We start from the raw sequence: 24,399 nt of genomic DNA on the forward strand, positions 1-24,399 counted from the left end.
TCGGGGTGCCGGCCTCGCGCCGTGGAACCGTGTGCGGGGGAATCAGGCGGCCGTCACGACCTCCTCCTTCGCAGCGGCCGCCTCGGCCGGGGCCGCTCCCTTCCCGCCCCGCATGACCACCGTGGCCAGCACCGCGGCGGCCAGGACACCGATCGCGCTGACGGTCAGCGTGGTGGACATCGAGGCGATGAAGGCGTCCTTCGCGGCCTGCACCAGACCCGCGTCGCCCTGGGCGACGGCCAGCGCCCCGCCGATCGACTGCTTGGCCTGCTCGGGGGCGCCGGCCGGCATCTCCGACGAGAAGGTGGTGGTCAGCAGCGAGCCGAGGATCGCGATGCCGAGCGCGGTACCGGCCTGCTGGATGGTGTCGTTCAGCGCGGAGCCGACGCCCGCCTTGTCGGCCGGGATGGTCCCCATCAGGGCGCCCACAGCCGCGGGCATCGCCAGGCCGGCGCCGAGGCCGAGCAGACCGAGCGCGACCGCCGGGAGGGTGAAGCCGCTGTCCGAGCCGACGGTGGTCAGCAGGCCGAAGGAGGCCGCCATCAGGAGCATCCCGCTCAGGATCAGCCACCGGTGGCCGGCCTTCGCGGCGATCTTCGCACCGACCCCGTTGCCGATCAGCGCGGCCACCGCCAGCGGAGTGAAGGCCAGGCCGGCCTTGACGGGGGAGTACCCGAGCACCGACTGGAGGTACTGCGTGAGGACCAGCAGCAGACCGCCGTTGCCGATCTGGACCAGCGCCAACGAGATCGAACCGCCCGTGAAATTGCGGTGCTTGAAGAGGACCAGCGGCACCATCGGCGAGGCGGTGGTGTTCTCCCAGACCACGAAGCCGGCCAGCGAGACGACGGCGACGGCGAGGGTGACCAGCCCGCGGCCCTGGAAGGCGCCGTGCTGCGGGATCTCGATGATCCACCAGACCAGGGCGGTCATGCCGGCGACGGAGAGGACGGCGCCCAGCGGGTCGGGCTTCTGCCAGGGGGCCTTGGACTCGGGCATCAGCAGCAGACCGGCCGCCACGGCCAGCACGACCACGGGCACGTTGATGAAGAAGATCGAGTGCCAGGAGAAGTGGTCGATCAGCACACCGCCGAGGACCGGGCTGCCGACCAGGCCGAGCATGGACACCGAGCCCCAGGCCGCCATCGCCTTCGGCCGCTCCTCCTCGTCGAAGACCGTGATCAGGATCGACAGGGTGGACGGCATGATCAGCGCGCCGCCGATGCCCATGGCCGTGCGGACGGCTATGACCTCGCCCGGGGTGGTGCAGTACACCGCGGCCAGTGACGCCGCCCCGAAGAGCAGCAGACCGATGATCATCACCTTCCGGCGGCCGAACCGGTCACCGAGGCTTCCCGAGGTCAGCAGCAGACCGGCGAAGACCAGTACGTAGGAGTCGAGGATCCACTGGATCTGCTGGGGGCTCGCCCCGATGGACTCGGTCATGGCCGGCACGGCGACGGTCAGCGCCATGCTGTCGACCACCAGGACCAGCGTGCTGAGGCACAGCACGATCAGGATCCACCAGCGGTGCGGACTGCGGGCCGGGGCCCCTGTGTCTGTCATCGGTCTTCCCTCTCCTCTTGCGCACACTGTTCCGCTTGATGCGCACACTGTTCCGGGCGTTGCGAACACCGTACGCTCATGCGCACACTGTTCGCAACCCTTGAACCCTGTACGCTGAATGCGCACGCCGTACGCAAAGGAGAGACCCGATGGCCGCCGAGACGAAGCCGCAGCCCATCCCCTCCGTCTGGACCCGCCGCCCGCGCGAGGCGGAACAGCCCGCGCTGTCCCGGGACTCGATCGTCCGGGAGGCGATCGTGATGCTGGACGCCGAGGGCATCGAAGCCCTGAGCATGCGAAAGCTGGCCGCGCGGCTGAACGCCGGAGCGACCTCCCTGTACCGTCACGTCGCCACCAAGGACGAGCTGATGGAGCTCGCCGTGGACGAGGTCTTCGGGGAGATGGCCGTGCCGCCCGCCGGCGCCGCCGACTGGCGGACCTCGGCCGCCGAGGCCGCCGCGACCTTCCGCGCGACGGCCCTGAGTCACCCGTGGCTGTCCTCGGTGCTGGGCCAGGCCGGCCTGGCCTACCTCGGCCCGAACCTGATGTCGTACTCCAGCCGACTGGCGACCCTGTTCGTCGGGGCCGGCTTCCCCGAACCCTCACGGGCGATCGAAGCCCTCCTGGCGTACGTGATCGGCATGAGCACCACCGAAGCGGCCTGGCTGACCACGGTGGCCCGGTCCGGCGAGACGGAAGCCGGCCTCATCGCCCGCCTGATGCCGGCCGCCCAGCAGGCCGCCGAGGGACACGACCACCTCGCCGACTCCTACGCCGAAGCCGCGACCGACGAGTCCGACCCGGTCGCCCGGCGCGACGCCAAGTTCGCCTACGGCCTGGAGGTCGTGCTCGACGGCCTGGCCCTGCGCCTCCCGGCCGACGCCCCGCCCGCCGAGTAGGGCTCACCCCACCCGATAACGGGCCTCGATGCCCGCGATCACGAGCGCCAGACCCTCCTCGAACCCCTCGTCGTAGTTCTGGAAGAGGTCGGCCCCGGCGGTCGCGGCGAGCGGGAACCCGTCCATGCGGGCGGCGCGCTCGTCGACGTCGTAGCCCTCCCGGCGCTCGCCCGGGAGGGGCTCGACGCCCTGCTCCTCGGTGACGAACCCGAGGGTGAAGAAGTACGCGGTCGTCGTGGCCCGCACGGCCTGCGGCAGCGTGAAGCCGGCCCCCGTGAGCGCCGCGAGGTTCTCCTCCATCTGCACCGCGTGCTCGATGCCCGTGAAACGGGTGCCGCTGAAGACCTTCGCGCCGTCGCGGTAGCCGAGCAGCGCCGCGCGCAGACCGCGGTTGCCGGCCGTGAGCCGTTCCTGCCAGCCGGCGCCCGGCGCGAGGTCCGAGCTCGCGACCATCCTGCGGTACATCTCGGTGGCCATCTCGTCGAGCAGCTCCTGCTTGCCCTGGAAGTGCCAGTACAGGGCCGGTGCCTGCACTTCCAGGTCCTTCGCGATCGCCCGCAGCGTCAGGCCCTCCAGGCCCACCTCGTTGAGCAGCCGCAGCGCCGCTTCCACGACCTGCTTCTTGTCGAGCCTGGGAGATCTCCGCGCCGTCACGCTTGACAGCTTAACACCGTTAAGTACATCCTCCCGGAGGCGGCAACTTAACGGTGTTAAGGAGAAGCGAAATGCTCATCGAACGAGACGTACTGATCGTCGGCGCGGGCCCCACCGGCCTCACTCTCGCAGTGGACCTGGCCCGCCGCGGGGTGCGCGCCCTCGTCGTGGAGCGGGCCGACGGCCTCTTCCCCGGCTCCCGCGGCAAGGGCATCCAGCCCCGCACCCAGGAGGTCTTCGACGACCTCGGCGTGGGCGGGGCGATCCGGGCGGCCGGCGGTCCCTACCCGGTCGGCATGATCTGGCAGGACGGCCGTCGCCTGGGCGAACACCGGATGTTCGACGCGTCCGACGAGGGCAGCGCGGACTCCGCCCACCGCGAGCCCTGGATGGTGCCCCAGTGGCGCACCCAGGAGATCCTCGCCGCCCGCCTCGCGGAACTGGGCGGCGACATCGCCTTCGGCCGAGAGCTGGTGACCCTGGATCAGGACGAGGACGGCGTGACGGCCGGCTTCACCTCGGGCCCGCCCGTCCGCGCCCGTTACGCCGTCGCCGCCGACGGCGGCCGCTCCGCCGTCCGCCGCATCCTCGGCATCGCCATGACCGGCGAGACCGTGGACCCGAACCCGATGCTCGTCGCCGACGTCCGCATCGACGGCCTCGACCGCGACAACTGGCACATCTTCCCGCCCACCGGCGACACCGGCTTCCTCGCGATCTGCCCCCTCGCCGGCACGGAGGACTTCCAACTGGTCGCCCAGTTCCCCCAGGGCACCACCATCGACCCCTCCCTCGCCACGATCCGCGAGGTGGTGGCGGCCCGCTCCCACCTCTCACCCGACGACGTGACCGCCATGAGCTGGGCCTCGGACTTCCGCCCCAGGGCCGCCCTGGCCGACCGCTTCCGCGAGGGCCGCGTCTTCCTCGCCGGAGACGCCGCACACGTCCACTCGCCCGCCGGCGGCCAAGGGCTCAACACCAGCGTCCAGGACGCCTACAACCTCGGCTGGAAACTGGGCGCCGTACTGCACGGCCGGGCACCCGAGTCCCTCCTCGACACCTACGAGGAGGAGCGCCGGCCCATCGCCGCCGACATGCTGGGCCTCTCCACCCGGATCCACCGCGGCGAAGCCCGCCGAGGCGCGGCCACCCGGCAGCTGGACCTCGACTACCGGGGCTCCTCGATCGCCGTGGAAACCCGCACGGACCTCCCCGCCGGCGCCCTCCGCGCGGGCGACCGGGCCCCGGACGGCACGCCCGCCACCCGCCTCTTCGACGAATTCCGCGGCCCGCACTGGACCCTCCTGGCCATCGGCCCCGCCGCCTCGGCGGAGCTCCCCCCGCTGCACACCGTCCGCCTCCCCTCCTACGAGCCCTACGGCAACGGCCTCTTCCTCATCCGCCCCGACGGCTACGTCGGCTGGGCGGGCGACTCCCCGGCCGGCATCACCCCGTACCTCTCCCACACCGGACTCTGAGGCTCAGATCATCAGCAGCAGCCGGGTGTTCGGCACCAGCTTCCGGTTCACACTGGTGCTCTGCACGAAGATCGTGAAGTCGTCGTTGTGGTCCGGCTTGACGCGCGCCTCCGCGTCCGGCAGCCCGAGCAGGGCGCGGGCCTCCGGCCCCGTGTACACCCGGTCCGTCTTCTTCTCCAGCACCGCGATCTGTTTCCGCGCCTGGATCTTCTCGGACTTGCTCAGCTGATAGAACGCACAGCCGGTGCGATAAGTGTGACCGCACTCGACGACCCATTCACGTATCGAGGCGTCGCGGGCCACCGGAATCAGCTGGTATTCCGAAGGCTTCACGGCGGTGAGACCGGCCGCCTTGATGGTGTCCTTGTTGACCGCGTCCGCGCCGGTGGAGAAAACGGCCCGAGATCCCCGGATTCCCTGGCTGCGGCCCACCATGAAATTCTCGGTGGCCTGCCGAATGACCTGCCCGGCCTCTTCCAGACCCTGTGTGCTCGTGGCGTCCCAGATGGCGATGTTGTCCTTCGGGAAACCGCACTGCATCGCCTCGCGCTTGCCCATCTGGTCCGGCACGAGCACCGCCAGGGTCCAGTTGTCCTCCTGCGCCTCGAACATCTTGGCCACGGCCGCCACCATCTGCCGCGGGTTCCGACTGAAGGCCTCCGGGCTGCGATGACTCGCGTTCTCCTGCCCGTCCGTCAGTACGAACGTCAGGAAGCTGTGGTCACCGTACAGCTGCGCCGTCTGCGCCAGCTCCCGCTGCGACTTCAGCGTGGCCGCCAGCAGGGCCGTCATTCCACCGACCCGGTACAACTGCTTCAGGGACGGCATGCGCAGCACGTCCTTGTCGTAGATGACGCATTCCACGTCCTGCGCGAAGACGTACACCGTGACCCGGGTCTCCTGGTCCAATTCCTGCGACCGGCGGGCCAGATAGGCGATCTGCTGGTCCGCGACCTCGATGACCTTGCCGCTCAGGTGCGACATGGACGAACTGGCATCCAGCACGAGAGCGACGTGGTTGATGTAATTCTGGTTTCCGGACATGGCGGCTCCCCCTCCTCCGGATTTCTCCGAATCGATACTCGAATCCTCGCACCCACCACTGACAATCGACCTGACGGTGCGGGGGCTCACCGGTCCTTGAGGAGCGCGCAGGCGAAGTCCTCCTGGACCGTACGGAGCCGGGCGAGCAGCGCGGGCTTCATGCCCTTGCTGGTCTGGGTGTTGATGGAGAACGTGAGCGACCGGGTGCCGTCGGGGGTGGTGGCGGCGAGCTGGGTGTAGCCGGGGAAGTTGCCGGTGTGACCGTGGAGGACGCCACAGCGGGTCGTGTACTGGAAGATCGCGAGGCCGGCGGCGTTCGTACCGGGACCTTCCGGCTCGGAGGAGTCGCCGGGGCGGAAGGTCAGTTGCTCCTTGCGGGTCTTCGCCGACAGCAGCGCGGGACCGCCGTACGCGCGGATGAAGGCGCCCAGCTCCCCGGGAGTGGACACGATGCCGCCGGAGGCCCAGACCCCCGAGGTGCCGACGGCCTCGCTGATGTCCTCGGGCTCGGCCGGCGGGGTCACGTCGTAGCCGTGCAGGAACGGACGCGGGAGCCGGTACCCCAGGGGCAGACCGGTCTGCCGCAACCCGACGGGCCGGTACACCAGCTCCCGCAGCAACTCCTCGTACCGCCGCCCGGTCACGGCTTCGGCCATCAACGCGACGGCGATGTTGTCGGAGTTGGAGTACTCGTACAGCGCGCCCGGACGGAAGAGCAGCGGATCCCCGGCGACGAAGTCCAGCAGCTTCCGCGGGTCGAACACGTGGCGCGGATCGGCCTGGAGGATCCTCAGGAACTCGGGATCGGCCGAGTAGTCGGGCAGCCCGCTGGTGTGCTGGAGCAGCTGACGCAGGGTCACCGCGTGCCAGGCGGCGGGCTGGGCCGGCAGGAGTTCGCCGATGGTGTCGTCGAGGGAGAGCCGCCCCTCGTCCACGAGCCGGAGCGCGACGGCCCCACTGAACGCCTTCGCGATGCTCGCGATGCGCATGTGGTCGTCCGGATCCGGCCGCCGACCGGTGGCGACGTCCCCGACCCCGGCGGTGTACACCTCGCTCCGCCCGCCCCTGGTCAGTACGGCGATCACCCCCGGCGGGCCGTCCTCCTGGGCGACGAGCCGTTCGAGCTGCCGCTGCAGGTGCCCGTCGCGCTCGGGATTCCCGCCGACCGCGTGCGCGGGCTGCAAGAGGGTCCCGACCGCGGCGGCGGCGAGCGTGACGGCGGACAGTCCGCCGCGGCGACGGCGTACGGAGGCGCGGGTGGGCACGGGTGTCTCCAGGAGGGCAGCGGGGCGGCCGATGAAGGCCTGACTAACAGCCGCGCGGGCCGCCGGGACCCGCGACGCGCCTGGCGGCGGCCGGTCGGCGGAACCCACGTCCCCCGCGCCGGGTGTGTCCAGCGGTAAGCCGCTCGTATGACCTTTCCCCGGAGAGGGGTTCTGTCCTGCCATTGGAGTGAAGGGCCGTTCCCCGTCGCCAGGACGTGATGTTGAACGGGGCACACGCACACGCACTTTCCCGGCGTGTGATCGAGTTATAGGAGAATCATGCGTATTCGCTCTGCTCTCACGTCCTCTGTCCTGGCCGCGGGCATCCTGCTCGGTGGCGCGGGTGCGGCCCTGGCCGACGACGGCGTCGAGATCGGCAGCTTCTCGGGCGGCCACTCGCAGTTCGCCCGCACCTGCGAGTCGCTCGCGTCGATTCCGGCGGTCGTCGGCCCGGTCTACACCTCGAAGTGCGCCGCCGAGGGCGAGAAGGAGTGGGCCGACGCGGCTCACCTGGGCGCCAACTGACGACCGGCGCGGCCTGACGGGGCGGTCGACCGGACACGTCGACCGCCCTCGCGGGCTCCGGCTACGGCGGGGAAGCCCCGGTCGTGGCAACCATCTTGGCCAGCAGCTCGTGGAGGTGCTCCTGCTCCTCCCGCGAGAGCCGCGCCAGAGGGGACCGGGTGTCCACGGCGTGCACGAGTCTCGCCCGCGCCCGGACCCCCCGGGGCGTCAGGGTGATCACCTTGATCCGCCGGTCCGCCGACGACGCCTGACGCCGGGTGAGCCCGCGCTCTTCAAGGCGGTCGGTGAGGAACGTGACGGTCGAGGGGTCGCAGCCCAGCGTCGAGGCCAGGGCGCGCATGGAAGGCGGCGGAACCTCCGGGTCGAGGTGCCACATCACGTTGGCGAGCGCCTCGGTGATGTCCAACTCCCCCAACAGCTCGGCGAAGGCCGCGCTCGTCCGCGCGGCGAGCGCGTGGATCTGCTTGAAGATGGCGTGGCTGAGCGGCTCGTCACGCTCGTCGGGCATCGCGGGCACACCCCGACCTTACGTGGAACCCCAAACCCTTGAGGAATCCAAGCATTTCCACAATGCTTGGAGAGTCCAAGCAACCGTGCCGCCGCATCGACAGACGGAGGCAGACTCATGCACCTGGCCGTTTTCGGCGCGACCGGCCACACGGGCCGTCACCTGGTCGAGCAGGCCCTGGAATCCGGACACCGCGTCACCGCGCTCGCCCGGGACCCGGCCGGGCTCCCCGCCCGCGCACGCCTGCGCGTCGTCGAAGGCGACGTCCGCGACGCGGAGCCGGTGGCGCGGACCATCGAGGGTGCGGACGCCGTCCTCAGCGCACTGGGCCAACGCCGTTGGGGGACCACCGTCTGCGCCGACGCCATGCGCACCGTACTGCCCGCGATGGCCGCTCACGGGGTGCGCCGCCTGATCGCCCTCGGCAACCACGGCACGGCCGGCAGCCGCCACCCCGGCATCTACACCGCCACCGTGTGGATCGCGATCGGATCCATCATGCGCGACAAGGAACGGATGGAGCGGCTCATCCGGGCCGGCGACACCGCCTGGACCATCGTCCGCCCGGCCGCCCTCACCGAAGGGCATCGCACCGGGCGTTACGCCACCGGAACCGACCTCCGCCTCACCTTCGCCTCGAAGGTCACCTTCGCCGACGTGGCCGACTGCATGCTCGCGCAGCTCATCACCGACGAACACGTGCGCAAGGCGGTGTCGATCGGCCCCGCCCGCCGCTGACGCGCCCCCGGCGACAGAAATCCATACAACCGTATTGAACAACCGTCTTACACATGCGTATAGTCAACCTCGTTCGCAGGAACGCCACACAGCCACCCGAACCGAGGGAGTACCACCGCCATGACCGTCCAGCCCACCCGCGCCACCCTGACCGTCGACGGCCGCACCCTCTCCTACCTCGACTTCGGCGGCACCGGCCGCCCCCTCGTGGCCCTGCACGGCCACCTCTCCGAGGGCGCCTCCTTCACCGCCCTCGCCGCCGCCCTCGGCCCCGAATGGCGGGTGATCGCCCCCGACCAGCGAGGCCACGGCGACTCCGACCGGGCCCCCGAATACACCCGCGCCGGCTACGTCGCCGACCTCCTCGCCCTGGTCGACCACCTCGGCATCGACCGCGCCGTCTTCCTCGGCCACTCCCTCGGCGGGTTCAACGCCGTCCACCTGGCCGCCGAACGCCCCGACCTGGTCGAGGCCCTGATCAGCGTCGACACCGCGGTGGACCTTCCCGACCACGGCGCCGGCCCCCTCGCCTTCGTCCTCGGCTTCCCCTACACCGCGGCCACCCGCGAGGAACTGGCCGCCGCCTGCGGCCCCCTCGCCGCCGCCCTCGGCCCCGTACTGCGCCCGCTCCCCGGGGGCGCCGGCTGGCGACTGCCGTTCCACCCGCAGGACACCGTCGACTCCGAGAACCTCGTCCACGGCGACCACTGGAAGCAGTGGCTCGCCACGGACTGCCCCGCGCTCCTGATCCACGGCCTGCGCAGCCAGGTCCTGCCCGCGGACCAGGCCCACGCCATGTGCACCAAGCGCCCCGGCACGGTCTACCGCGCCCTGGACACCGACCACTTCGTCCAGCAGGCCGACCCCGAGGGCTTCGCCACCACGGTCCGCGAGTTCCTCGCGGGCATCTAGCCGCGCCCGCCGGCCCCCGTCGCCTGCGGCGCCCCGCCTACGAGGCGGAGATCAGGGACTGGCTGGTGACCAGCTCCCGGTACGGGGCACACCCGTCCATGAGGGCGCCGTGCGTCCCCGCGTCCACCGCCGTTCCGGCGGCGAGCATGATGACGTGGTCGGCGTTCTGCACGGTCGAGAGCCGGTGGGTGACGACCAGGACGGCCCGGGTCGCGGCCATGTCGTCCACGACCTGGCGGAAGCGCTCCTCGTTGATGCTGTCCATCTGGGACGTGGGCTCGTCCATCAGGACGATCTCGGCGTCGGTGAGCAGGACGCGGGCGAGGGCCAGGCGTTGCCGCTGCCCGCCGGAGAGGTCGTTCTCCCGACCCAGGACGGTGTCCATGCCGTCCGGCAGGGCCTCGATGTCCTCCCGCAGTCCCACGGCGGCCAAGGCCCCGGCCAGTTCGGAGTCGGAGGCCGGACCGCCGCGCCCGAGCTGCAGGTTGTCGCGGACCGAGCCCTCCAGCAGGGTGAACTGCTGGTCCACGTAGGCGACGCGGCGGCGCAGGTCGTCGAGGGGCCAGTCCCCCACGGGGTGTCCGAGGACGGATATCCGGCCCCCGTCCGCGTGCACGAAGCGGTCGATGAGGTTGAGGGCCGTCGTCTTTCCCGCTCCGGAAGGACCCACGAAGGCCGTCAGGCCGGTACGGGGCGCGCTGAAGCCGAGCCCCGTGAGGGTCGTCGTACCGGTGTAGGAGAACGACACGGAGTCGAAGACGACCGCCGGCGCACCCGGCACCGGCTCGGGCCGGGGCGTTCCCGGAGCCCTGTCGTCCGATTCCTGCGGCAGGGAGAGCAACTCCTCGAAGCGCACCCGGGCGGCGAGCCCGGCCTGCAGGCGACCGATACCGGTGGCGACCAACGTGACCGGCCCGACCAACTGCAGGAGATAGAGGAGGAACGCCGCGAAGTCCGGGGCGGACAGCTTGCCGTCGGCCATCCGGGCCCCGCCGCCGATGATCACCGACACCAGGGCGACCTGCTGTCCCAGCCCCATGACGGGAGAGATGAACGACTGGAGCCGGGCCCCGGCCATGGAGGTCGAGGTGAGCTGCCGGGCGTCCTCGCCCAACCGGTCGGCGGCCCCCCGCTCGAAGCGGTAGGCCTTGATGGTGGTGAGCGCGGACAGGTAGGTGGTGAAGCGCTGCGCGAGTTCGCCCATGGCGCCCTGCTGTTCGACGACGTTGCGCTTGACGCGGACCAGGACGAACCCGATGGCGAGGCCGGCGACGGCGAAGGACGCGATGCTGATGAGCACCAGCGCCCAGTCCAGGAACGCCATGACCACCAGGGTGGCAACGACCGTCAGGACGGCGAGCGGCAGCTGTACGACTCCCACGTCGATGACGGCCCGCAGCAGGATGGCGTCCGAGGTGATCCGGGCCACGAGGTTGCCGACGCCCTGGACCCGTAGCGTGGCCATGGGCAGCCGCAGCGCGTGCGCCATGACACGGCGGCGCAGCCGCAGGATCATGTGCTCGCCGACCCTGGCCAGGAGGTAGCCCGAGACCGCCAGCGTCACCGCCGCGGCGAGCGCCGCACCCGCCATCACCAGAATGGGGCGGACGATGGGCTCGTCCTTGGCGAACGCGTCGATGACCTGTTTGACGATCAGGGGCACGGCCAGGGTGCCGGCCGTCGAGACCAGCGCCAACAGCAGCGCCACGGCGAGCATGCCCCGGCCCGAGGCGAGGATGTCGGCACCGATGCGGACGTTCGCCCGGGGCCGGCTCGTGGACCGCGGCACCTCAGCGCTCCGCCGCGAGCGTGACCAGCGAGACCGCCTCGCCGAGGCTCAGACCCGGAACGGCCTGGCGGAGCTTCTTGATGGTGCGGACGCTGGTGTCGCCGGCGGGGACGCCGGCTTCGTCGAGGTACCGGCGTGCCCAGTGGACCTTGATGTCGGTGTCGCCGCGCCGGTGTTCGTCCAGCAGGGACAGGGCGCGGCGCAGCCCGGGGACTTCGGACGCGTCCGCGGTGGAGACGGCCTGCTCGATGGCCGCCCGCACGGGGTCGAGGTCGTGGAGGACGACGAGGTTGATGCCGTGGGATTTCACAGGAGGCTCCTTCGGGAGGTGGGTGGCGAGGACAACGGGGGCGGGGTGACGCGCGGGCCGGCCGGCGGCTCAGACACCACCGTCGAGTGCGGCCAGCCCGTCGGTGTCGATGTAGCGGACAGCGGTCCGCGCGTAGAGCTCCAGCTCCGGGTGCCAGCCCACGTACGAGGCGAAGTCGTGTGCGTGGGTGAGCATCCGCAGAACCGCCGCCCGTCCCGCGACGACCGGGTCGACGGGGACGCCGTAGCCGGCGAGCAGCGCCTTCGGCAGCTCGGAGAGGATCGGCCGTGGCACGAGACGGTGGACGGCGGTCATCCGCAGTTCCAGCAACTCGCCGAGCACCCATCCGAGATCGAATCCGGCCGGGCCGAGGGCCAGTTCCTCCCCGATGAGCAGGGCCCCGTCGGCGGGAGGCGGGCCGCTGCCGTCCGTGACTCCCTCCTCGCCGTCGGAGTTCGGGGCCGGGCCCGCCGGGAGGACGAGGGAACCGGTGCTCGGCGCACCGTGCAGGAGCGTCGCGTCCGGACCGGGTCGGCCGAGATCGCGGCACCAGTCGCGGACCGCGGCCCAGCGTGTCGCGCCGACGGCGTCCCGCAGCAGGCCGTGCATCCGGGCTGCGGCGAGGGGGCCGTGCCCGCCGTCCATCCAGGCGGCCAAGCGGGCCGGTCCGACCGGGCCCCCGGTGGCGACACCGGGCGGTGCGGGGTGGGAGTGCAGCAGCCCGAGCACCGTTCCGACGGACCGGAAGGCCCCGGCCAGGCGCACGCTGTCGGCCGGTGAGGGATCCGACCACAGCACCTTCGCCGCCGTGGTCGAGCCCGGGACCGCGTAGCGCAGTCCGTTCCCGGACGGGGTCGGCAGGCTGAGGGAGAGCAGGTCCGGGCGGGCCAGGGACGCCAGGTGACTCCGGGCCGCGGCGGACGGTGCGGTGAGCGGCGTCGGCCGGTCCGGGCCGGCGCCACGCGTCCACACGAACGTGCCGTCGCCGAGCCGGTGGATCGTCGTGCGCTGGAATCCGGTCGCGAACATGTCCACGAGGACGGGCTCGGGCTCCGTGGCGAGGACGGGCTCTGCGGCCAGGAAGGGCTCTGTCACGACGTCGACCCCGTCCGCCCGTCGGCCCCGCCCGCGGCGGCGGCCCGCAGCCGCTCCGCGGCCAGCAGGACCTCGGGAAGCGGCGCGGCGGTCGCCGCGTCGGGCTTTCCGGTGGTGATGCTCACCCCCGGATGGGGAGGTACGACGTGGACGTTGGCCCGCCGATCGAGGGCCGCCATGTGCGACTCCCACGCGGCCGAGGCCAGGGCTCCGGGCGGCAGGGCCGGAGCCAGCACGATGGGAGCGGGCGTGCACTGCAGCGCGAGGAGTACCGGGGTGTCCGCCACTCCGAGCGCCAGGCGGCTGGTGAAGTGGAAGGTCGCGGGGTGCACGATGACGGTGTCCGCCCACTCGGCCATCTCGACGTGGGCCGCGGACTTCTCGGGTTCTTCGGTCCAGGCGTCGAGCTGCGGAGTGTGCCCGGCGAACACCGAAAGCGCGGTCGGCGTCACGAACTTGGTCGCGGAACGGGTGATGACGGTGCGTACGGTCAGTTCGGGGTAGGCGGAGCGGAGCCAGTGCACCCACATGGGCATGAACATCACCCCGAGGGACCCCGTCCCCACGTAGAGCAGCCGGCGGGCGGTGAACGGCGGCGCCGCCGCGGGGTTCTCATGCACGGCGGCCGTCCACCGCGGCGAGGATCTGCTGCATGTCCGTCATCGCCGCCCCCATGCCGAGGGCGGTGTACACGCCGCAGACGTTGAGGATGACCTCGCCCACGCCCGCCGCCCGGTACCGGTCGAGGCCGTCCGCGATCTCCTCGGGGGTGCCGGCGACGAACGTCCCGGAGGAGACGAGGAGCGCCGCACCGCCCTTGGTGTCCGCGGGGTCGGCAGGTACGCCCGCCTGGCGCAGCATGTCGGTGTAGTGCGGGCTGCCCAGATGCGCGTAGGCCGCGGAGTGGGCTATGGCCTCGATGTCGCGGCCGGGGCGCCGCACCGCCACGTGGACGACGGTCGCCACACGGGGAACGGGGCGCTCGGCCCGCGCCGCCCCCTGCTCCAGGGCGGGAACGAGCGCCTCCTCGATGAACCGCGGTGGCGTCAGCCAGGTGATGGCGACATCGGCGACCCGGCCCGCCGCGCGGGCCATGGCCGGCCGCAGGACCCCGAGCCCCAGCTCGACCGGGGGCGAGGCCATGACCGGCAGCGCTCCGTGCGTGCTGTGCTCCAACCCGTCGGTGTCGGCGCCGCCCCGGCTCTCGATCAGTTCCCGCATCGTGGTGATGTACTGGCTGCTGACGGTCACGGGCTTCGCCATGGGAGCGGGCCGGACCATCTGCTGGAACGCCACACCGCCCGGGCCGATGCCCGCCACGAACGGCAGCCCGGACAGCTGGGCGACCGAGCGGGCCTGCACCGCCGCGTCGTACGGATGACGCAGACCCGCCAGGGCGACCGAGGTACCGAAGGGGACGCGGATCCCCGCCCCCGCGAGCGCGGCGAAGACGTGGTGCGTCTCGACGCCCAGGGACTGACCCAGCCACAGACGTCCCGAGCCGCGCCGTTGGAGCAGTTGGGCGAAAGGGAGGACCTGCGCGACCTGAGTGGGCTGGACGGGGAAGACGATGCTCGTGGTGTGCGGGGAGATCACAGGAACGCCTCCGTCTCGAAGGGGGTGGGGGAGTCTCCGAGGACGACGCCGTGGAAGTCGTCGGGATCGAAGAAGCGGCCGGCCGCGGCGGCCACGTCGTCCTCGGTCACCGCGGTGAAGTCGTCCAGGATGCGGCCGATGCGCTCGGGCTCCTGCCCGGTGGCCAGGGCGAGCATCAGGCTGCTCGCCCAGCCCTGCTGGGAGGAGGCCGCCAGAGCGGTCATCCCGGTGACGTAGCGCCGGGCCGCCTCGATCTCGGCCGAGGTCGGCGGCTGCGCGCGCATGCGCCGCAGCTGCGCCCGCAGGTGGTCGAGGGTCCTGCGGCCGTGCTCCGTGGCGGTGTCGGCCTCCACCGCCACCACCAGCTGGTCGAGGTGGTCCCGGAAGACCGACTCGCACCGGTAGGCCAGCCCGTGCCGTTCGCGGACCTCCGCGACCAGGCGCGAGGAGAAGTACCCACCGAAGACGATGTTGGCCAGGGTCAAGGCCGCGAACCCGGGGTCGGTGCGGGCGAGTCCGGGGCGGACCAGGCGGATCTGCGTCTGCGTCGCCCCCGGTCGGGGCACCCGGGCGATGGTGCGGGCGCGCGGCCGCGGCAGCAGGGGCCCGCCCGTCGTCTCCCGCGTCGCCGTACCGGCCGCTTCCCACTCCGCGAAGGCTCGCGCCACCTGCTCCACGGCCAGGTCGGGGTCGAGATCGCCCACCAGGATCAGCGCCGCCCGGTCGGGCCGTACGCACCGGTGGTGGGCCAGGAGGACCTGTTCGTGGCCGACCGCGGCGAGGTCCGCCTCGCGCGGCACGTCCTGCATCTGCGGCATCGGCCCGTAGAGGTGTTCCACCAGCGCCTCGGAGGCCATGAGTTGGGGTTGCGCACGCGTCGCGGCGAGTTGGCCCCGGGCGCGCACCGTGACCGCGCGGACCACGTCGTCGGTGAATCGGGGGCGTGTCAGGGACCGGGCCAGGACGTCCAACTGGAGCGGAAGGACCGAGCTGGGGCCCGAGCCGGCGACGCCGAGCCACCGCGCCGAGCGCGTGGCGGACATGAGGCTTCCCGACGCTGCCAGACCGTCGTCGGCCGGTCCCCGCTCCCCGGGCGAGGCGTGCCCGAGCAGCGAAGCGGCCAGCACCTCCTGGACGGCCGCATCGGCGAACGATTCCACGCGGAGCGGGATCGCCAGCCGCAGCTCCGTCATGGGGGTGGAGGCGTGGCGGGCGGCGATGACGCGCAGCCCGTTCTCCAGGCGTACGTCGACCAGCGGGGGCAGGACCACCGGGACGGGCGGACCGATCGGGGGGAGCACGCTGTTGCGGTTCACCGGTGGACTCCCGTCGGAGTGATGAGGGACAGCACGGCGCGCCTGCCTCTCGCGAGGTGCGCGGCGGCGGAGCGGACGTCGTCGGCGCTGACGGCCGCGAGTCGTGGGGCGAGGGTGTCGACGAGTTCCGCCGCCCCGAAGAGCAACTCGTAGGTGCCGAGCGCGCGGGTCCGTACGACGAGGTTGTCGAACCCCCGCCAGGTTCCGGTGGAGGCCAGCGCCCTGCCCTCGTCGAGCTCCCGCCCGGTGGGCCCGTTCGCCGCCAGGTCGGCGATCTCGGTGTCGAGGACGTCGAGGACCGTGTCGACGGACGTGGTGCGCGGGTGCATGGCCAGGACCACCAGGGTCTCGGGTGACCGGGCGCGCAGCGGACCGAACAGCCCACAGCTGCTGCTGACGTCCGTCAACAGCCCGCTCCGGTGGGCCGTGTGCCGCTTCAGGCGGGCCGAGTCCCCTCCGGTGAGCATCTGGGACAGCACCATGTGACTCAGGTACTCGGGCAGCGAAGTCGCCGGATCGGGCAGGCGGTAGCCGAGGGCGGTGGCGGCCAGCACGGCATGCGGGTCACGGTGTTCGCCCCGCAGCTCCCCGGCCGGCTCGGGCTCGTCGAGGAACGCGGGCGCGGGGCGGGGGCGGGCCGGGATGCCGCCGAAGTGACGGTCCGCGAGGTCCAGGGCGTGCCGCGGATCGACGTTCCCGCAGATGGTCAGGACCGCGTTGGCCGGGGTGTAGTACGTCTCGTGGAACGCCCGGCACTCCTCCGGCGAGGCGGCCTCCAGGTCCCCGAACGAGCCGTAGCCGTTGTGGGCGTTGCGGAACTCCCGGTAGAGGACCCCGGGCAGCACGGTCCAGGGGAAGCCGCCGTAGGGCTTGTCCGTGACCGACTGCCGGATCTCCTCCTTGACCACCGCGATCTGGGTGCGCAGCGTCTCCTCGGTGACGCGCAGGGCCCTCATGCGGTCGGCTTCCAGGAACAACAGCCGGTCCAGCGCCGATGCGGGCAGCACCTGGTAGAAATCGGTGTGGTCCTGGTGGGTGGAGCCGTTGGCGGTCCCGCCCGAGGCCTGGACGTGGCGGAAATGGTCGGCCGGCCCGACGTGTTCGCTGCCCTGGAACATGACGTGCTCGAAGAGGTGCGCGAATCCGCTCCGGCCCGGGAGTTCGGACCGGAATCCGACGTCGTAGTGGACGGCGACGCCTACGGACGGCATGCCGGTCAACGGCTGCACCACGATGCGCAGGCCGTTGGACAGTGTTGAGCGGATCACTGGGGCGCGGGACATGTCGGCACTCTAGGAATGCGGGCAGGGGCCAAAGTAATGCCGTTCGGCGCATTACTTTGCCCAGGAGACGCAGGTACGGCCGACCGCGGCGCGGCAGGCGAATTGCCGTACGGACACGGCGCCCGCACGGGAAAAGTTATTCCGATACTTTGCCCTTGCCGAGATCCGCGGGAAGTGCCTACCGTGCCGCCGCGTGACAAGAATCCAAGGAGCTCCCAACAAGGAATCCGCGCCGACCCGGTCCCGGTACGCCCCCGCCGATCTCGCCGGTGTCCCGGAGGTCGCGGCATTGCTCGGCAGTCTCGGCCTGGGCGCGTTCGACCCGGACGACGTGACGTCCCGGGTGGGCCGCAACGACAACTGGGCCGGTACGACGACGACGGGCGCACGCGTCTTCGTCAAGCGGCTGAGGGGCCCGGAGCCGGCCGAGGCCCGCAGCCGGTACGACCGCATCCTGGCCTTCGAGGCCCTGGCGGCCCGCCACCCCGGATCGGCCCTCATCGGTCCGTCCCTGCTCGGCTCCGACAGCGACGCGATGCTCGTCGTCTTCGAGTTCCTGGAGGACGCCCGTTCAGGGTCCGAGCTCAACGCCGACGACGCGTTCGACGAGGAGCTGAGCCACCAGGCCGGACGGCTCACCGGCGAGCTGCACGCCCTGCCCGCGGACGCGGACCTGCTGGACACGACGCCCCATCCGATGCCCCCGCTCCATCCGCACAACGCCGTGTCCCTGAGGGGACTGGTCTCCTCGACGTTCGGCGAACTGGAGACCTGGAGGCTCATCCAGTCCGACGGGAAGGTCGTCGACGCCCTGCACCGACTGCGCGCCGAGGAGGCCGCGGTGCGGGACCGCAGGCCGATCCACGGCGACCTGAGGCTCGACCAGTTCCTCCTGACCCCGCAAAGGCTGCTGCTGACGGACTGGGAGGAGTTCCGTCTCGGCGACCCCGCCCGGGACCTCGGCGCCGTCATCGGCGAGTGGCTCTACACCGCCATCCACGGCATTCCCCGCTCCATCGGGGACACTCCCGGGTTCACCTTCGACCAGCAGACCTCCCACCAGGAGATCCTCGAACACGGCGTACGGGAACTCGACCGGCTGCGGCCCCGGATGCGTGCCTTCTGGGCCGGATACCGCTCCGTGCGCGGCGCGGCCGCCGACGACGGGCTGCGGATCCGCGCCGCCTCGTACGCCGGATGGCACATGTTCGACCGCATGCTCGCCACCGCGATGGTCGGCGGACGCGTGATCGCCGCCGACCGGGCCGGCGCGGGCATCGGGCGGAGCATCCTGCTGGCGCCCGAGAGCAGCACCGACATCCTGGGACTGGGAGACGCACTGTGATACCGATGACCACCGATGCCCTCGCTCCCGCTCTCGTACGGACCGCCCGGGACATCTCCGTCTCCTCCGACGGACTGAACGCGACGGTCGGATCGGAGTCCCTGGAGGCGGACACGCCCGGCAAGCTGGCGGGGAAGCTGTCGCAGACCCTGTACCAGCTGGTGCACACGGGCAAGGACAGGGCGGAGACGACCCGTCCGCGGAGCCTGCGCGATCCGGAGTTCGACCGCCTGCTGACCGAGGCCATGCCGCACTCCCACACGTTCGCCGACGCGGTCGTCCGCGAACGCACCGATGACGGCATGCTCGTGGCGGAGCTGGGCGGACTGCGCGTCCTGCTGCCCGCGGACACGCTCGTGGGCGAGGCTCCCGCGAAACTGCCGGGCGCCGCGGCGGTACGGCTGCCGGCGGCCCGACCGGCCCTGTCCACCGGGTTCTTCCTGACCGACGGCTCGGCGGGCACGGGGGTCGGCCGAGGGGCGCAGACCCTCCGTGTCTACGTCCACGTCACCTCGGCGGAGGCGGCACCACGCCTGTGGAACACGGTGCTGACCTTCCTGGAGGGAAGGCGGCTGGTGTACCGGGCGAAGATCACCTCCAGTCCCCAGCTGTTCCCGCGGCGCGACGCCCTCGTCGTCTACCTGCCGCCGCAGAGCTGGTCGGCCGTTCGGGGGATCGGGGAGTGCGTGTCCGGTCTCGACGGGCTGGGTCCGGACACCTCGCCGTTCGCCCACCAGGTGGTGCCCGGCGTCGCCGTCGCATGGGAGCCCCAGGACTCCCGTCCCGGGATGCAGGGCCTGAGTTTCGGTGAACACCGCAGCGGCGCGCTGGCCCAGGCCATGGTCAAGCACCGGGTGCGGCCCGACGGCGTCGGTTTGGAAGACACGATGCGGGAGGTGTTCTGGGACGCCGGGATCGACCCGTTGGCGCCGGCCCGCAACCTGGCCTCGCCGCCGCTGCCCGACCTCGGGCTGCTGTAGGCCGCCGCGTGCTGCTGCGCTGTCCGACCGCGTCGGCAGCCCTGCGGATCCGGGCGGTCATGAGCCTGTTGTCCCGTGCGGAGCCGCTCGACGCGCTCTGCCGGCGGTTGCGCGTGTGCTCCCCGTGCCTGGAGGAGTGGGCCGACGCGTTCTTGACCCACGCCCTCCAGGGCCTGACGTCTCCGGGCTCTCCCGTGGACCGGTACGAAGTGCTCGCCAAGGAGGCGGACGCCCTGGCCCGAGGGCTCGAAGAGACACGGACGGAACTGGAGGTGTGGGAAAGGCTGGTCCGCCGCGCGGCGAGCAATTGAGGACAACGGCGGATGTCGAAGAAAGGGACCCGTGGGCACGGGTCCCTTTCTCGTGTCCGGAATGCCGGTGCCGGCAGGAGCGTCGAAAGTGCCGGCGGACGTGATTTGTTGTGGCGTCCGGAAGAACATGCAGTTCAGGGCTTTGCGGAGAGAAGCAAGCGATAAGTTTGCGGCTTCTTCGGCAGGGTCCCGCATGGTCAACTGATTCCGCAAAGCACATTCCGATGCACAAACGAGAGAGGCCAGACGTGAACGCCACTCAGCTGATCGCCGGTTACACCGCCTACACCACCGCCGAGGAGTTCGGCGCCACCGCGCAGGGCGACGCCCCGGCCACCACGCCGTCGATCCTCAGCTTCATCGACATCTCGAGCGCCGCGTGCGGTGCCGCCGTCAGCGCCGTCAGCGCCGCCTCCGTGGGCGCCACCGCCCACGTCGGCTGCTGATCCACCCCCACTTCACCCACACCTCAGGAGAGCTTCCATGAACGCCAGTCAGCTGATCGCCGGTTACACCGCCTACACCACCGCCGAGGAGTTCGGCGCCACCGCGCAGGGTGACGCCCCGGCGACCTCCCCGCTGACGATCACCACGGTCTCCTCGCCCGAGTGCGGCGCGTTCTCCGTCAGCGCCGCGAGCGGCGTCCTGACCAGCGTGTCCATCACGCACGCGGCGGGCTGCTGATCCACTGGGAAAGGGGTGGAGCCGCCGAGGGGCATTCGGCGGCTCCACCCACCGGTCCCAGACCGTGTTCTCCGGAGCCGTCGTGCTTTCCATGCGAGAGGATCGCGTGGAAAGCACGGCGGCTCCGGCGCGTTCGGCCCGCGGCACCGGTACGGGGCGCCCGGCCCGCGTACGGAATCCGGGCGCCCGGCTCAGCCTAGGCCGGCGCCACGCGCCCGGGCCTGATCGGCGATCTGCTGCAAGGCCGAAAGATGGCGGGCGAGATTGGTCCGGCCGGTACCGGTCAGTGTCAGCCAGGTGCGGGGGCGCTTGCCCACGTATCCCTTCCGCACCGAGACGTACCCGGCGTCCTCCAGCGCCGTCACGATCTTGCTCAGGGCGGAGTCGGACAGGTCCAGCCCGGCGCGCACCGCCTTGAACTCGGCCTCCGTGCAACTGGACAGGAAGGCGGCGACCGCGAGTTTGCTGGGGTGTTGGACGACCGGGTCCAGCTGCGGCAGCGGATCCGGTCCGATCATGCCGCGACGCCGTTTCTCAGGCGCACCAGCTGGAACCAGGCGAGCACCCCCAGACCGATGCCGGCCACGGCCAGGCAGCCGACGACACCGGCGAACAGCGCACCGAAGCCGCCCGCGACGAACGGCAGCAGCGCGGGGAGCTGACGCAGCGTCCGCTCCCGCGTGGTCCCCGCCGGAGCGGGCACCACGCCACCGGCACGGACGGTGGAAGCGATGGCGAGAAGGGCGAGAACAAGGCAGATGGCGGCTGCGACGAGGAAGCCCGGTTCGTCACGGTATTCGTATGCAAGGCCGAAATTGACGAACCCTCCGGCGAGCAGCAGACCGGCCGCCGGGGGGAGCCAGGAGGGCATCGGTCGGGGGCCGCGAGCGGCGCGGCCGGCCGAATCGGCCGCCGCCAGGGCCGAGTTCGCCTCATCTGGAGTGGGAAGCTGTTCCATGCTTCCACCCTCGCACTTACTTTCCCGCCAGGCAAGTAGTTTCTCGGACGCGCGGTTTGCCAGTCGGGACGGCCGCTCCATAGGCTCGAACTTGATCAACGAGGGCGACGACCACCCGCGCACCGGGCACGTTCCGACGCGGGCGCCCGGTACTGCGCGATGGGGGATCTTTCATGGACGGGGTCTGGAGCCTCGGGCAATCCGCCGACGAGCACCGTTCGCCGGCGCGGGCCGCGCAAGGCCGCCCGCCCTCCGGAACGACGGTCGTTCCCGTACGGGCGACCCGACGGAGATTCGGCCGAACCTGAAATGCGGTGACACCGGCCCGCGACGCCCTCTTTTCGAGAAGGCGGAGCGGGCTGTCAGCCCTGCCTGAAATCAGGTGAGCGCACCGCGCGATCCCTCTGAATTGTTCCTCAGATCTTCCTCAACGAACTTGCAGGCGCAGGGGGAACGTAAACAAGATGTGTCGCACACGCTTCGTTGTCGGGTCCATGGCGACCACCAGTGGACAGTGTTTTTCGACAACGACACAGACCGGGGGAGAGATTTCTACGTGCCCAGACCACCCGTGATACCTCCAGAAGAGAAGGCGAAGCTCGTCCTGACCGTTCTGTCCGGCGACCTGTCCGTATCGCAGGCGGCCAGCAGTGTCGGCGTCTCGGAACAGGCGGTCGGCAACTGGAAGCGGCAGTTCATCAGCTCCGGAACCCAGGGACTCGAAGGCGGAGTCAGTCAGAGCAGCGAGCGGGAACGCCGCCTGCTCGCCCAGATCACCGAGCTGAAGACGGCGCTCGGCGAGGTGTACATCCAGCTCAGGGCCCGGCGGAACGCAGTGGACCACCATGCGGTCCCTTCCCGGACCTCGACGCCGTACGGAGCGAATGCGGGCTCAGCGTTTCGAGGTTCTGCCAGATCATCGGCATAGCCCGCACCACCTATACACAAAGGCGTCTGACCCACGCCAACAGCACATCAGAACGAAAGTTCTCCACGGGGGACAAGTGAAATCCGATCAGGCATTGCTTGAAATAGAAGGAATCTCGAAGCGTTACGGTGACCACGTCGCGCTCGACCAAATGGAATTCAGCGTCGGAGCCGGAGAAGTGTTCGGCTTCGTCGGCGGCAACGGCGCCGGCAAGACCACGACCATGCGCATCGTCATCGGCGTACTGGAAAAGGACGCCGGAGACGTCCGGTGGAACGGACGCCCCATCGACGCCAGCACCCGGACCTCGTTCGGGTACATGCCGGAAGAACGCGGTCTCTATCCCAGGATGACCGTCGGCAAGCACCTCGAATACCTCGCGAGGCTGCACGGGATGGACCGGAACGCCGCCCGCACCGCCATGCACACCTGGACCGAACGGCTCGACATCGCGCAGCACCGCGACCGCGAGGTCGACTCGCTCAGCCTCGGAAACCAGCAGCGCGTGCAACTGGCCGCGGCCCTGGTGCACGACCCTCGGTTCCTGCTCCTCGACGAACCGTTCTCCGGCCTCGACCCACTGGCCGTCGACACCATGAGCAGCGTCCTGCGGAGCAAGGCGGACGAGGGAGTCCCCGTGCTCTTCTCCAGCCACCAGCTCGACCTCGTCGAGCGGCTCTGCGACCGCGTGGGCATCGCGAGCAAGGGGACGATGGTGGCCTGCGGCACCGTGGAGGAACTCCGCGCCGGCGCCGACCACAGCGTCTACATCGAGCTCGACGACGCCCCCGGCGACTGGCCGGCGTCCCTCCCGGGCGCCGATGACCTCACCACCCACCGACAAGGTGCCGGAATCGTCCTCGGTCTGCCGCAGGGCTTCGACGAGAACCGACTCCTGCACCACGCGATGACGCTGGGACGCGTCGTGGCCTTCCACCGCCAACGACCCTCCCTCACCGAGCTCTTCCGCTCCGCCGTCACCGACGAACCGCAGGAGGCGGCATGAACCCGGCAGGGAAGACGGCGAGCGCGGCATCCGCGAGCACCGCGGTGTGGCTGGTCACCTGGCGGGAGATCGCAGCCCGCGCCGGCACCCGCTCCTTCGTGGTGGGAACCCTGGTGAACATCGGAGTCATCCTCGGGCTCCTCTTCGCCTTCGGCTCCCCGGACAGCGAGGACCAGCCCGTCATCGTGGTCGCCGGCGCGCCGGTGACCGCCTTCGCGACGGGCGCGCCGGCCGCCGACGCGGCACGATGGCAAAGCACCGCGGACGCCGCCGAAGCCCGCCGGAAGGTCAAGGACAAGGACGCGGACGCCGCCCTCGTCACCGAAGGCGACCGAACACGGCTGATCATCCGGCACAACAGCCCTCCCGCGGCCCGCGAAGCAGCGGCCGCGGCCGCGGAACGCTGGGCCACCTCCCGCGCACTGCAACAGCAGAACGTCGACGAGGAACGGATGCGCGGCCTCGTGACCGAAGCCCTTCCGGCCCCCGAACTCGTCGGCGACCCGGTGCCGGGCGGAGCCGGGCTCGGCGCGGCCCTCGGAGTCGTGACCATCCTGTTCTTCCAGGTCTTCGGCTACGGCATGACGGTCGCCCAGGGCGTGGTCGAGGAGAAGTCGACCCGCGTCGTCGAGGTCCTGCTCGCGACGCTCACCCCGTTCCGCCTCATGACGGGCAAGGTGCTCGGCATCGGCGCGGCGGCGCTCCTCCAGACCGCGCTGTTCGGAGCGTCGGTGGTCGTCGCGGTCCGCTTCGGGCACGTCCTGCCCGCCACGTTCCCCGCGACGGTCACGATGGCCGCCGCCGTGGCCTGGTTCGTCCTGGGGTTCGCCTTCTTCGCCTTCCTCTTCGCCGCCGCCGGCTCCCTGGTCTCGCGCGCGGAGGAAGTCTCGGGACCCGTGATGCCGGTCCTGATGGCCACACTGCTGCCCTACGGAGTCGCGGTCGCCGCCGCGATGGACCTGACGGCCCCGTGGGTGGGCGTCGTCCAGTACGTACCGCCGTTCTCGATGCTGATCATGCCGCTGCAGGTGAGCGCCCACACCGCGGGATGGACGGAGAACCTGGCCGCGGCGGCCTTGATGGCCCTCGCGGCGACCGGCCTGGCAATCGTCGCGGCCCGCGTCTACGAGCGGTCGATCCTGAGAATGGGCTCGTCCATCCGCTGGAGCGCCGCCCTCCGCGGCCACCGCGAGCCCGCCGCCGACTGAC

Annotated in this window: 27 protein-coding genes; 13 read left to right on the plus strand and 14 right to left on the minus strand. The window is 71.2% G+C overall.

Translation table 11 applies throughout. The annotated features are described in order from the left end of the window. Nucleotides 1–42: 42 nt before the first annotated feature. Nucleotides 43–1,566, minus strand: coding sequence for an MFS transporter (locus tag ACFYYJ_RS35195; protein ID WP_389138240.1), 1,524 nt, complete (start codon nt 1,564–1,566; stop codon nt 43–45). A gap of 149 nt (nt 1,567–1,715) precedes the next feature. On the opposite strand from ACFYYJ_RS35195, the gene ACFYYJ_RS35200 reads away from it, so the two are divergent. Continuing rightward, complete coding sequence (locus ACFYYJ_RS35200; RefSeq protein WP_389138243.1) at nt 1,716–2,465, plus strand: TetR/AcrR family transcriptional regulator; 750 nt, start codon at nt 1,716–1,718, stop codon at nt 2,463–2,465. A 3-nt stretch (nt 2,466–2,468) separates the two neighbouring features. Here the strand turns inward: ACFYYJ_RS35200 and ACFYYJ_RS35205 are convergent, their stop codons facing one another. Then, nucleotides 2,469–3,119 carry a TetR/AcrR family transcriptional regulator C-terminal domain-containing protein gene (locus ACFYYJ_RS35205; protein ID WP_389138245.1) on the minus strand — a complete coding sequence of 217 codons (651 nt, stop codon included), beginning with the start codon at nt 3,117–3,119 and terminating at the stop codon, nt 2,469–2,471. 71 nt (nt 3,120–3,190) lie between these two features. Here ACFYYJ_RS35205 and ACFYYJ_RS35210 point away from each other — a divergent pair, with 71 nt between their 5' ends. Further along, nucleotides 3,191–4,597, plus strand: a complete 1,407-nt coding sequence (locus ACFYYJ_RS35210; RefSeq protein ID WP_389138247.1) for an FAD-dependent oxidoreductase — start codon at nt 3,191–3,193, stop codon at nt 4,595–4,597. A gap of 3 nt (nt 4,598–4,600) precedes the next feature. Here the strand turns inward: ACFYYJ_RS35210 and ACFYYJ_RS35215 are convergent, their stop codons facing one another. Both ACFYYJ_RS35215 and ACFYYJ_RS35220 read right to left on the minus strand, forming a co-directional pair. After that, complete coding sequence (locus ACFYYJ_RS35215; protein WP_385123980.1) at nt 4,601–5,641, minus strand: vWA domain-containing protein; 1,041 nt, start codon at nt 5,639–5,641, stop codon at nt 4,601–4,603. A gap of 86 nt (nt 5,642–5,727) precedes the next feature. Continuing rightward, on the minus strand, nt 5,728–6,906 hold the full coding sequence (locus ACFYYJ_RS35220; protein WP_389138249.1) for a serine hydrolase domain-containing protein: 1,179 nt from the start codon (nt 6,904–6,906) through the stop codon (nt 5,728–5,730). A gap of 279 nt (nt 6,907–7,185) precedes the next feature. Here ACFYYJ_RS35220 and ACFYYJ_RS35225 point away from each other — a divergent pair, with 279 nt between their 5' ends. Further along, entirely contained in the window at nt 7,186–7,431 is a 246-nt protein-coding gene (locus ACFYYJ_RS35225) for a hypothetical protein (protein WP_384587050.1), read from the plus strand. A 61-nt stretch (nt 7,432–7,492) separates the two neighbouring features. On the opposite strand, the gene ACFYYJ_RS35230 is transcribed toward ACFYYJ_RS35225, so the two are convergent. Then, nucleotides 7,493–7,939, minus strand: coding sequence for a MarR family winged helix-turn-helix transcriptional regulator (locus tag ACFYYJ_RS35230; protein WP_385124206.1), 447 nt, complete (start codon nt 7,937–7,939; stop codon nt 7,493–7,495). Nucleotides 7,940–8,056: 117 nt separating this feature from the next. Between ACFYYJ_RS35230 and ACFYYJ_RS35235 the strand changes: the two genes are divergently transcribed. Both ACFYYJ_RS35235 and ACFYYJ_RS35240 read left to right on the plus strand, forming a co-directional pair. Beyond that, nucleotides 8,057–8,677, plus strand: coding sequence for an NAD(P)-dependent oxidoreductase (locus ACFYYJ_RS35235; RefSeq protein WP_389138251.1), 621 nt, complete (start codon nt 8,057–8,059; stop codon nt 8,675–8,677). Between the two features lie 120 nt (nt 8,678–8,797). Beyond that, the gene (locus tag ACFYYJ_RS35240) at nt 8,798–9,589 is read left to right on the plus strand and encodes an alpha/beta fold hydrolase (protein ID WP_389138253.1); all 792 of its coding nucleotides are present in this window, start codon (nt 8,798–8,800) and stop codon (nt 9,587–9,589) included. Between the two features lie 37 nt (nt 9,590–9,626). Here the strand turns inward: ACFYYJ_RS35240 and ACFYYJ_RS35245 are convergent, their stop codons facing one another. The 7 genes from ACFYYJ_RS35245 to ACFYYJ_RS35275 all read right to left on the minus strand — a co-directional run bounded on the left by ACFYYJ_RS35245 (nt 9,627) and on the right by ACFYYJ_RS35275 (nt 16,978). Further along, nucleotides 9,627–11,378 (minus strand): ABC transporter ATP-binding protein, encoded by a 1,752-nt coding sequence (locus ACFYYJ_RS35245; RefSeq protein ID WP_385358822.1) that lies wholly within the window; start codon nt 11,376–11,378, stop codon nt 9,627–9,629. 1 nt (nt 11,379) lies between these two features. Next, complete coding sequence (locus ACFYYJ_RS35250) at nt 11,380–11,688, minus strand: hypothetical protein (protein WP_385123966.1); 309 nt, start codon at nt 11,686–11,688, stop codon at nt 11,380–11,382. Nucleotides 11,689–11,757: 69 nt separating this feature from the next. Next, the gene (locus ACFYYJ_RS35255; RefSeq protein WP_389138256.1) at nt 11,758–12,783 is read right to left on the minus strand and encodes a hypothetical protein; all 1,026 of its coding nucleotides are present in this window, start codon (nt 12,781–12,783) and stop codon (nt 11,758–11,760) included. After that, nucleotides 12,780–13,403: a flavoprotein gene (locus tag ACFYYJ_RS35260; RefSeq protein WP_385123960.1), complete on the minus strand. Its 624-nt coding sequence runs from the start codon at nt 13,401–13,403 to the stop codon at nt 12,780–12,782. The genes ACFYYJ_RS35255 and ACFYYJ_RS35260 overlap by 4 nt, the downstream gene beginning before the upstream one ends. Next, complete coding sequence (locus ACFYYJ_RS35265) at nt 13,396–14,379, minus strand: LLM class flavin-dependent oxidoreductase (protein WP_385123957.1); 984 nt, start codon at nt 14,377–14,379, stop codon at nt 13,396–13,398. The genes ACFYYJ_RS35260 and ACFYYJ_RS35265 overlap by 8 nt, the downstream gene beginning before the upstream one ends. Further along, nucleotides 14,376–15,695: a M16 family metallopeptidase gene (locus tag ACFYYJ_RS35270; protein WP_389138259.1), complete on the minus strand. Its 1,320-nt coding sequence runs from the start codon at nt 15,693–15,695 to the stop codon at nt 14,376–14,378. Before ACFYYJ_RS35270 ends, ACFYYJ_RS35265 begins: the two co-directional genes overlap by 4 nt. Beyond that, nucleotides 15,692–16,978, minus strand: coding sequence for a M16 family metallopeptidase (locus ACFYYJ_RS35275; protein ID WP_385123951.1), 1,287 nt, complete (start codon nt 16,976–16,978; stop codon nt 15,692–15,694). The genes ACFYYJ_RS35270 and ACFYYJ_RS35275 overlap by 4 nt, the downstream gene beginning before the upstream one ends. Nucleotides 16,979–17,171: 193 nt before the next feature. Here ACFYYJ_RS35275 and lxmK point away from each other — a divergent pair, with 193 nt between their 5' ends. From lxmK to ACFYYJ_RS35300, 5 genes are all read left to right on the plus strand, one after another. Further along, complete coding sequence (gene lxmK, locus ACFYYJ_RS35280; protein ID WP_385123947.1) at nt 17,172–18,323, plus strand: class V lanthionine synthetase subunit LxmK; 1,152 nt, start codon at nt 17,172–17,174, stop codon at nt 18,321–18,323. A gap of 5 nt (nt 18,324–18,328) precedes the next feature. Beyond that, nucleotides 18,329–19,303: a T3SS effector HopA1 family protein gene (locus ACFYYJ_RS35285; protein ID WP_389138262.1), complete on the plus strand. Its 975-nt coding sequence runs from the start codon at nt 18,329–18,331 to the stop codon at nt 19,301–19,303. A 59-nt stretch (nt 19,304–19,362) separates the two neighbouring features. Beyond that, nucleotides 19,363–19,614 carry a hypothetical protein gene (locus ACFYYJ_RS35290; protein ID WP_385123941.1) on the plus strand — a complete coding sequence of 84 codons (252 nt, stop codon included), beginning with the start codon at nt 19,363–19,365 and terminating at the stop codon, nt 19,612–19,614. Between the two features lie 248 nt (nt 19,615–19,862). Next, nucleotides 19,863–20,060, plus strand: coding sequence for an LxmA leader domain family RiPP (locus ACFYYJ_RS35295; RefSeq protein ID WP_327286325.1), 198 nt, complete (start codon nt 19,863–19,865; stop codon nt 20,058–20,060). 37 nt (nt 20,061–20,097) lie between these two features. Continuing rightward, nucleotides 20,098–20,298 (plus strand): LxmA leader domain family RiPP, encoded by a 201-nt coding sequence (locus tag ACFYYJ_RS35300; RefSeq protein ID WP_385123937.1) that lies wholly within the window; start codon nt 20,098–20,100, stop codon nt 20,296–20,298. Nucleotides 20,299–20,489: 191 nt separating this feature from the next. Here the strand turns inward: ACFYYJ_RS35300 and ACFYYJ_RS35305 are convergent, their stop codons facing one another. Both ACFYYJ_RS35305 and ACFYYJ_RS35310 read right to left on the minus strand, forming a co-directional pair. Then, nucleotides 20,490–20,816 carry a winged helix-turn-helix domain-containing protein gene (locus tag ACFYYJ_RS35305; RefSeq protein ID WP_385123934.1) on the minus strand — a complete coding sequence of 109 codons (327 nt, stop codon included), beginning with the start codon at nt 20,814–20,816 and terminating at the stop codon, nt 20,490–20,492. Beyond that, the gene (locus ACFYYJ_RS35310) at nt 20,813–21,256 is read right to left on the minus strand and encodes a hypothetical protein (protein ID WP_385358803.1); all 444 of its coding nucleotides are present in this window, start codon (nt 21,254–21,256) and stop codon (nt 20,813–20,815) included. The genes ACFYYJ_RS35305 and ACFYYJ_RS35310 overlap by 4 nt, the downstream gene beginning before the upstream one ends. 514 nt (nt 21,257–21,770) lie before the next feature. On the opposite strand from ACFYYJ_RS35310, the gene ACFYYJ_RS35315 reads away from it, so the two are divergent. The 3 genes from ACFYYJ_RS35315 (at nt 21,771) to ACFYYJ_RS35325 (ending at nt 24,398) form a co-directional block, all read left to right on the plus strand. Further along, entirely contained in the window at nt 21,771–22,184 is a 414-nt protein-coding gene (locus ACFYYJ_RS35315; RefSeq protein ID WP_389138267.1) for a transposase, read from the plus strand. 151 nt (nt 22,185–22,335) lie between these two features. Continuing rightward, the gene (locus ACFYYJ_RS35320) at nt 22,336–23,190 is read left to right on the plus strand and encodes an ABC transporter ATP-binding protein (RefSeq protein WP_389138269.1); all 855 of its coding nucleotides are present in this window, start codon (nt 22,336–22,338) and stop codon (nt 23,188–23,190) included. Then, complete coding sequence (locus ACFYYJ_RS35325) at nt 23,187–24,398, plus strand: ABC transporter permease (RefSeq protein ID WP_385358799.1); 1,212 nt, start codon at nt 23,187–23,189, stop codon at nt 24,396–24,398. Before ACFYYJ_RS35320 ends, ACFYYJ_RS35325 begins: the two co-directional genes overlap by 4 nt. Nucleotide 24,399 lies beyond the last annotated feature (1 nt).

Origin of the sequence: Streptomyces sp. NPDC002467 (assembly GCF_042889825.1) — a bacterium.
GTDB lineage: Bacteria > Actinomycetota > Actinomycetes > Streptomycetales > Streptomycetaceae > Streptomyces.

What these genes read in the sequence shown, in the direction of transcription:
- ACFYYJ_RS35285 (WP_389138262.1), top strand. Translation starts at nt 18,329, where the DNA reads ATGACCACCGATGCCCTCGCTCCCGCTCTCGTACGGACCGCCCGGGAC.
- ACFYYJ_RS35290 (WP_385123941.1), top strand. Translation starts at nt 19,363, where the DNA reads ATGAGCCTGTTGTCCCGTGCGGAGCCGCTCGACGCGCTCTGCCGGCGG.
- ACFYYJ_RS35200 (WP_389138243.1), top strand. Translation starts at nt 1,716, where the DNA reads ATGGCCGCCGAGACGAAGCCGCAGCCCATCCCCTCCGTCTGGACCCGC.
- ACFYYJ_RS35310 (WP_385358803.1), bottom strand. Translation starts at nt 21,256, where the DNA reads ATGGAACAGCTTCCCACTCCAGATGAGGCGAACTCGGCCCTGGCGGCG.
- ACFYYJ_RS35195 (WP_389138240.1), bottom strand. Translation starts at nt 1,566, where the DNA reads ATGACAGACACAGGGGCCCCGGCCCGCAGTCCGCACCGCTGGTGGATC.
- ACFYYJ_RS35235 (WP_389138251.1), top strand. Translation starts at nt 8,057, where the DNA reads ATGCACCTGGCCGTTTTCGGCGCGACCGGCCACACGGGCCGTCACCTG.
- ACFYYJ_RS35275 (WP_385123951.1), bottom strand. Translation starts at nt 16,978, where the DNA reads ATGTCCCGCGCCCCAGTGATCCGCTCAACACTGTCCAACGGCCTGCGC.
- ACFYYJ_RS35300 (WP_385123937.1), top strand. Translation starts at nt 20,098, where the DNA reads ATGAACGCCAGTCAGCTGATCGCCGGTTACACCGCCTACACCACCGCC.
- ACFYYJ_RS35305 (WP_385123934.1), bottom strand. Translation starts at nt 20,816, where the DNA reads ATGATCGGACCGGATCCGCTGCCGCAGCTGGACCCGGTCGTCCAACAC.
- ACFYYJ_RS35215 (WP_385123980.1), bottom strand. Translation starts at nt 5,641, where the DNA reads ATGTCCGGAAACCAGAATTACATCAACCACGTCGCTCTCGTGCTGGAT.
- ACFYYJ_RS35210 (WP_389138247.1), top strand. Translation starts at nt 3,191, where the DNA reads ATGCTCATCGAACGAGACGTACTGATCGTCGGCGCGGGCCCCACCGGC.
- ACFYYJ_RS35240 (WP_389138253.1), top strand. Translation starts at nt 8,798, where the DNA reads ATGACCGTCCAGCCCACCCGCGCCACCCTGACCGTCGACGGCCGCACC.
- ACFYYJ_RS35325 (WP_385358799.1), top strand. Translation starts at nt 23,187, where the DNA reads ATGAACCCGGCAGGGAAGACGGCGAGCGCGGCATCCGCGAGCACCGCG.
- ACFYYJ_RS35320 (WP_389138269.1), top strand. Translation starts at nt 22,336, where the DNA reads ATGGAATTCAGCGTCGGAGCCGGAGAAGTGTTCGGCTTCGTCGGCGGC.
- ACFYYJ_RS35225 (WP_384587050.1), top strand. Translation starts at nt 7,186, where the DNA reads ATGCGTATTCGCTCTGCTCTCACGTCCTCTGTCCTGGCCGCGGGCATC.
- ACFYYJ_RS35230 (WP_385124206.1), bottom strand. Translation starts at nt 7,939, where the DNA reads ATGCCCGACGAGCGTGACGAGCCGCTCAGCCACGCCATCTTCAAGCAG.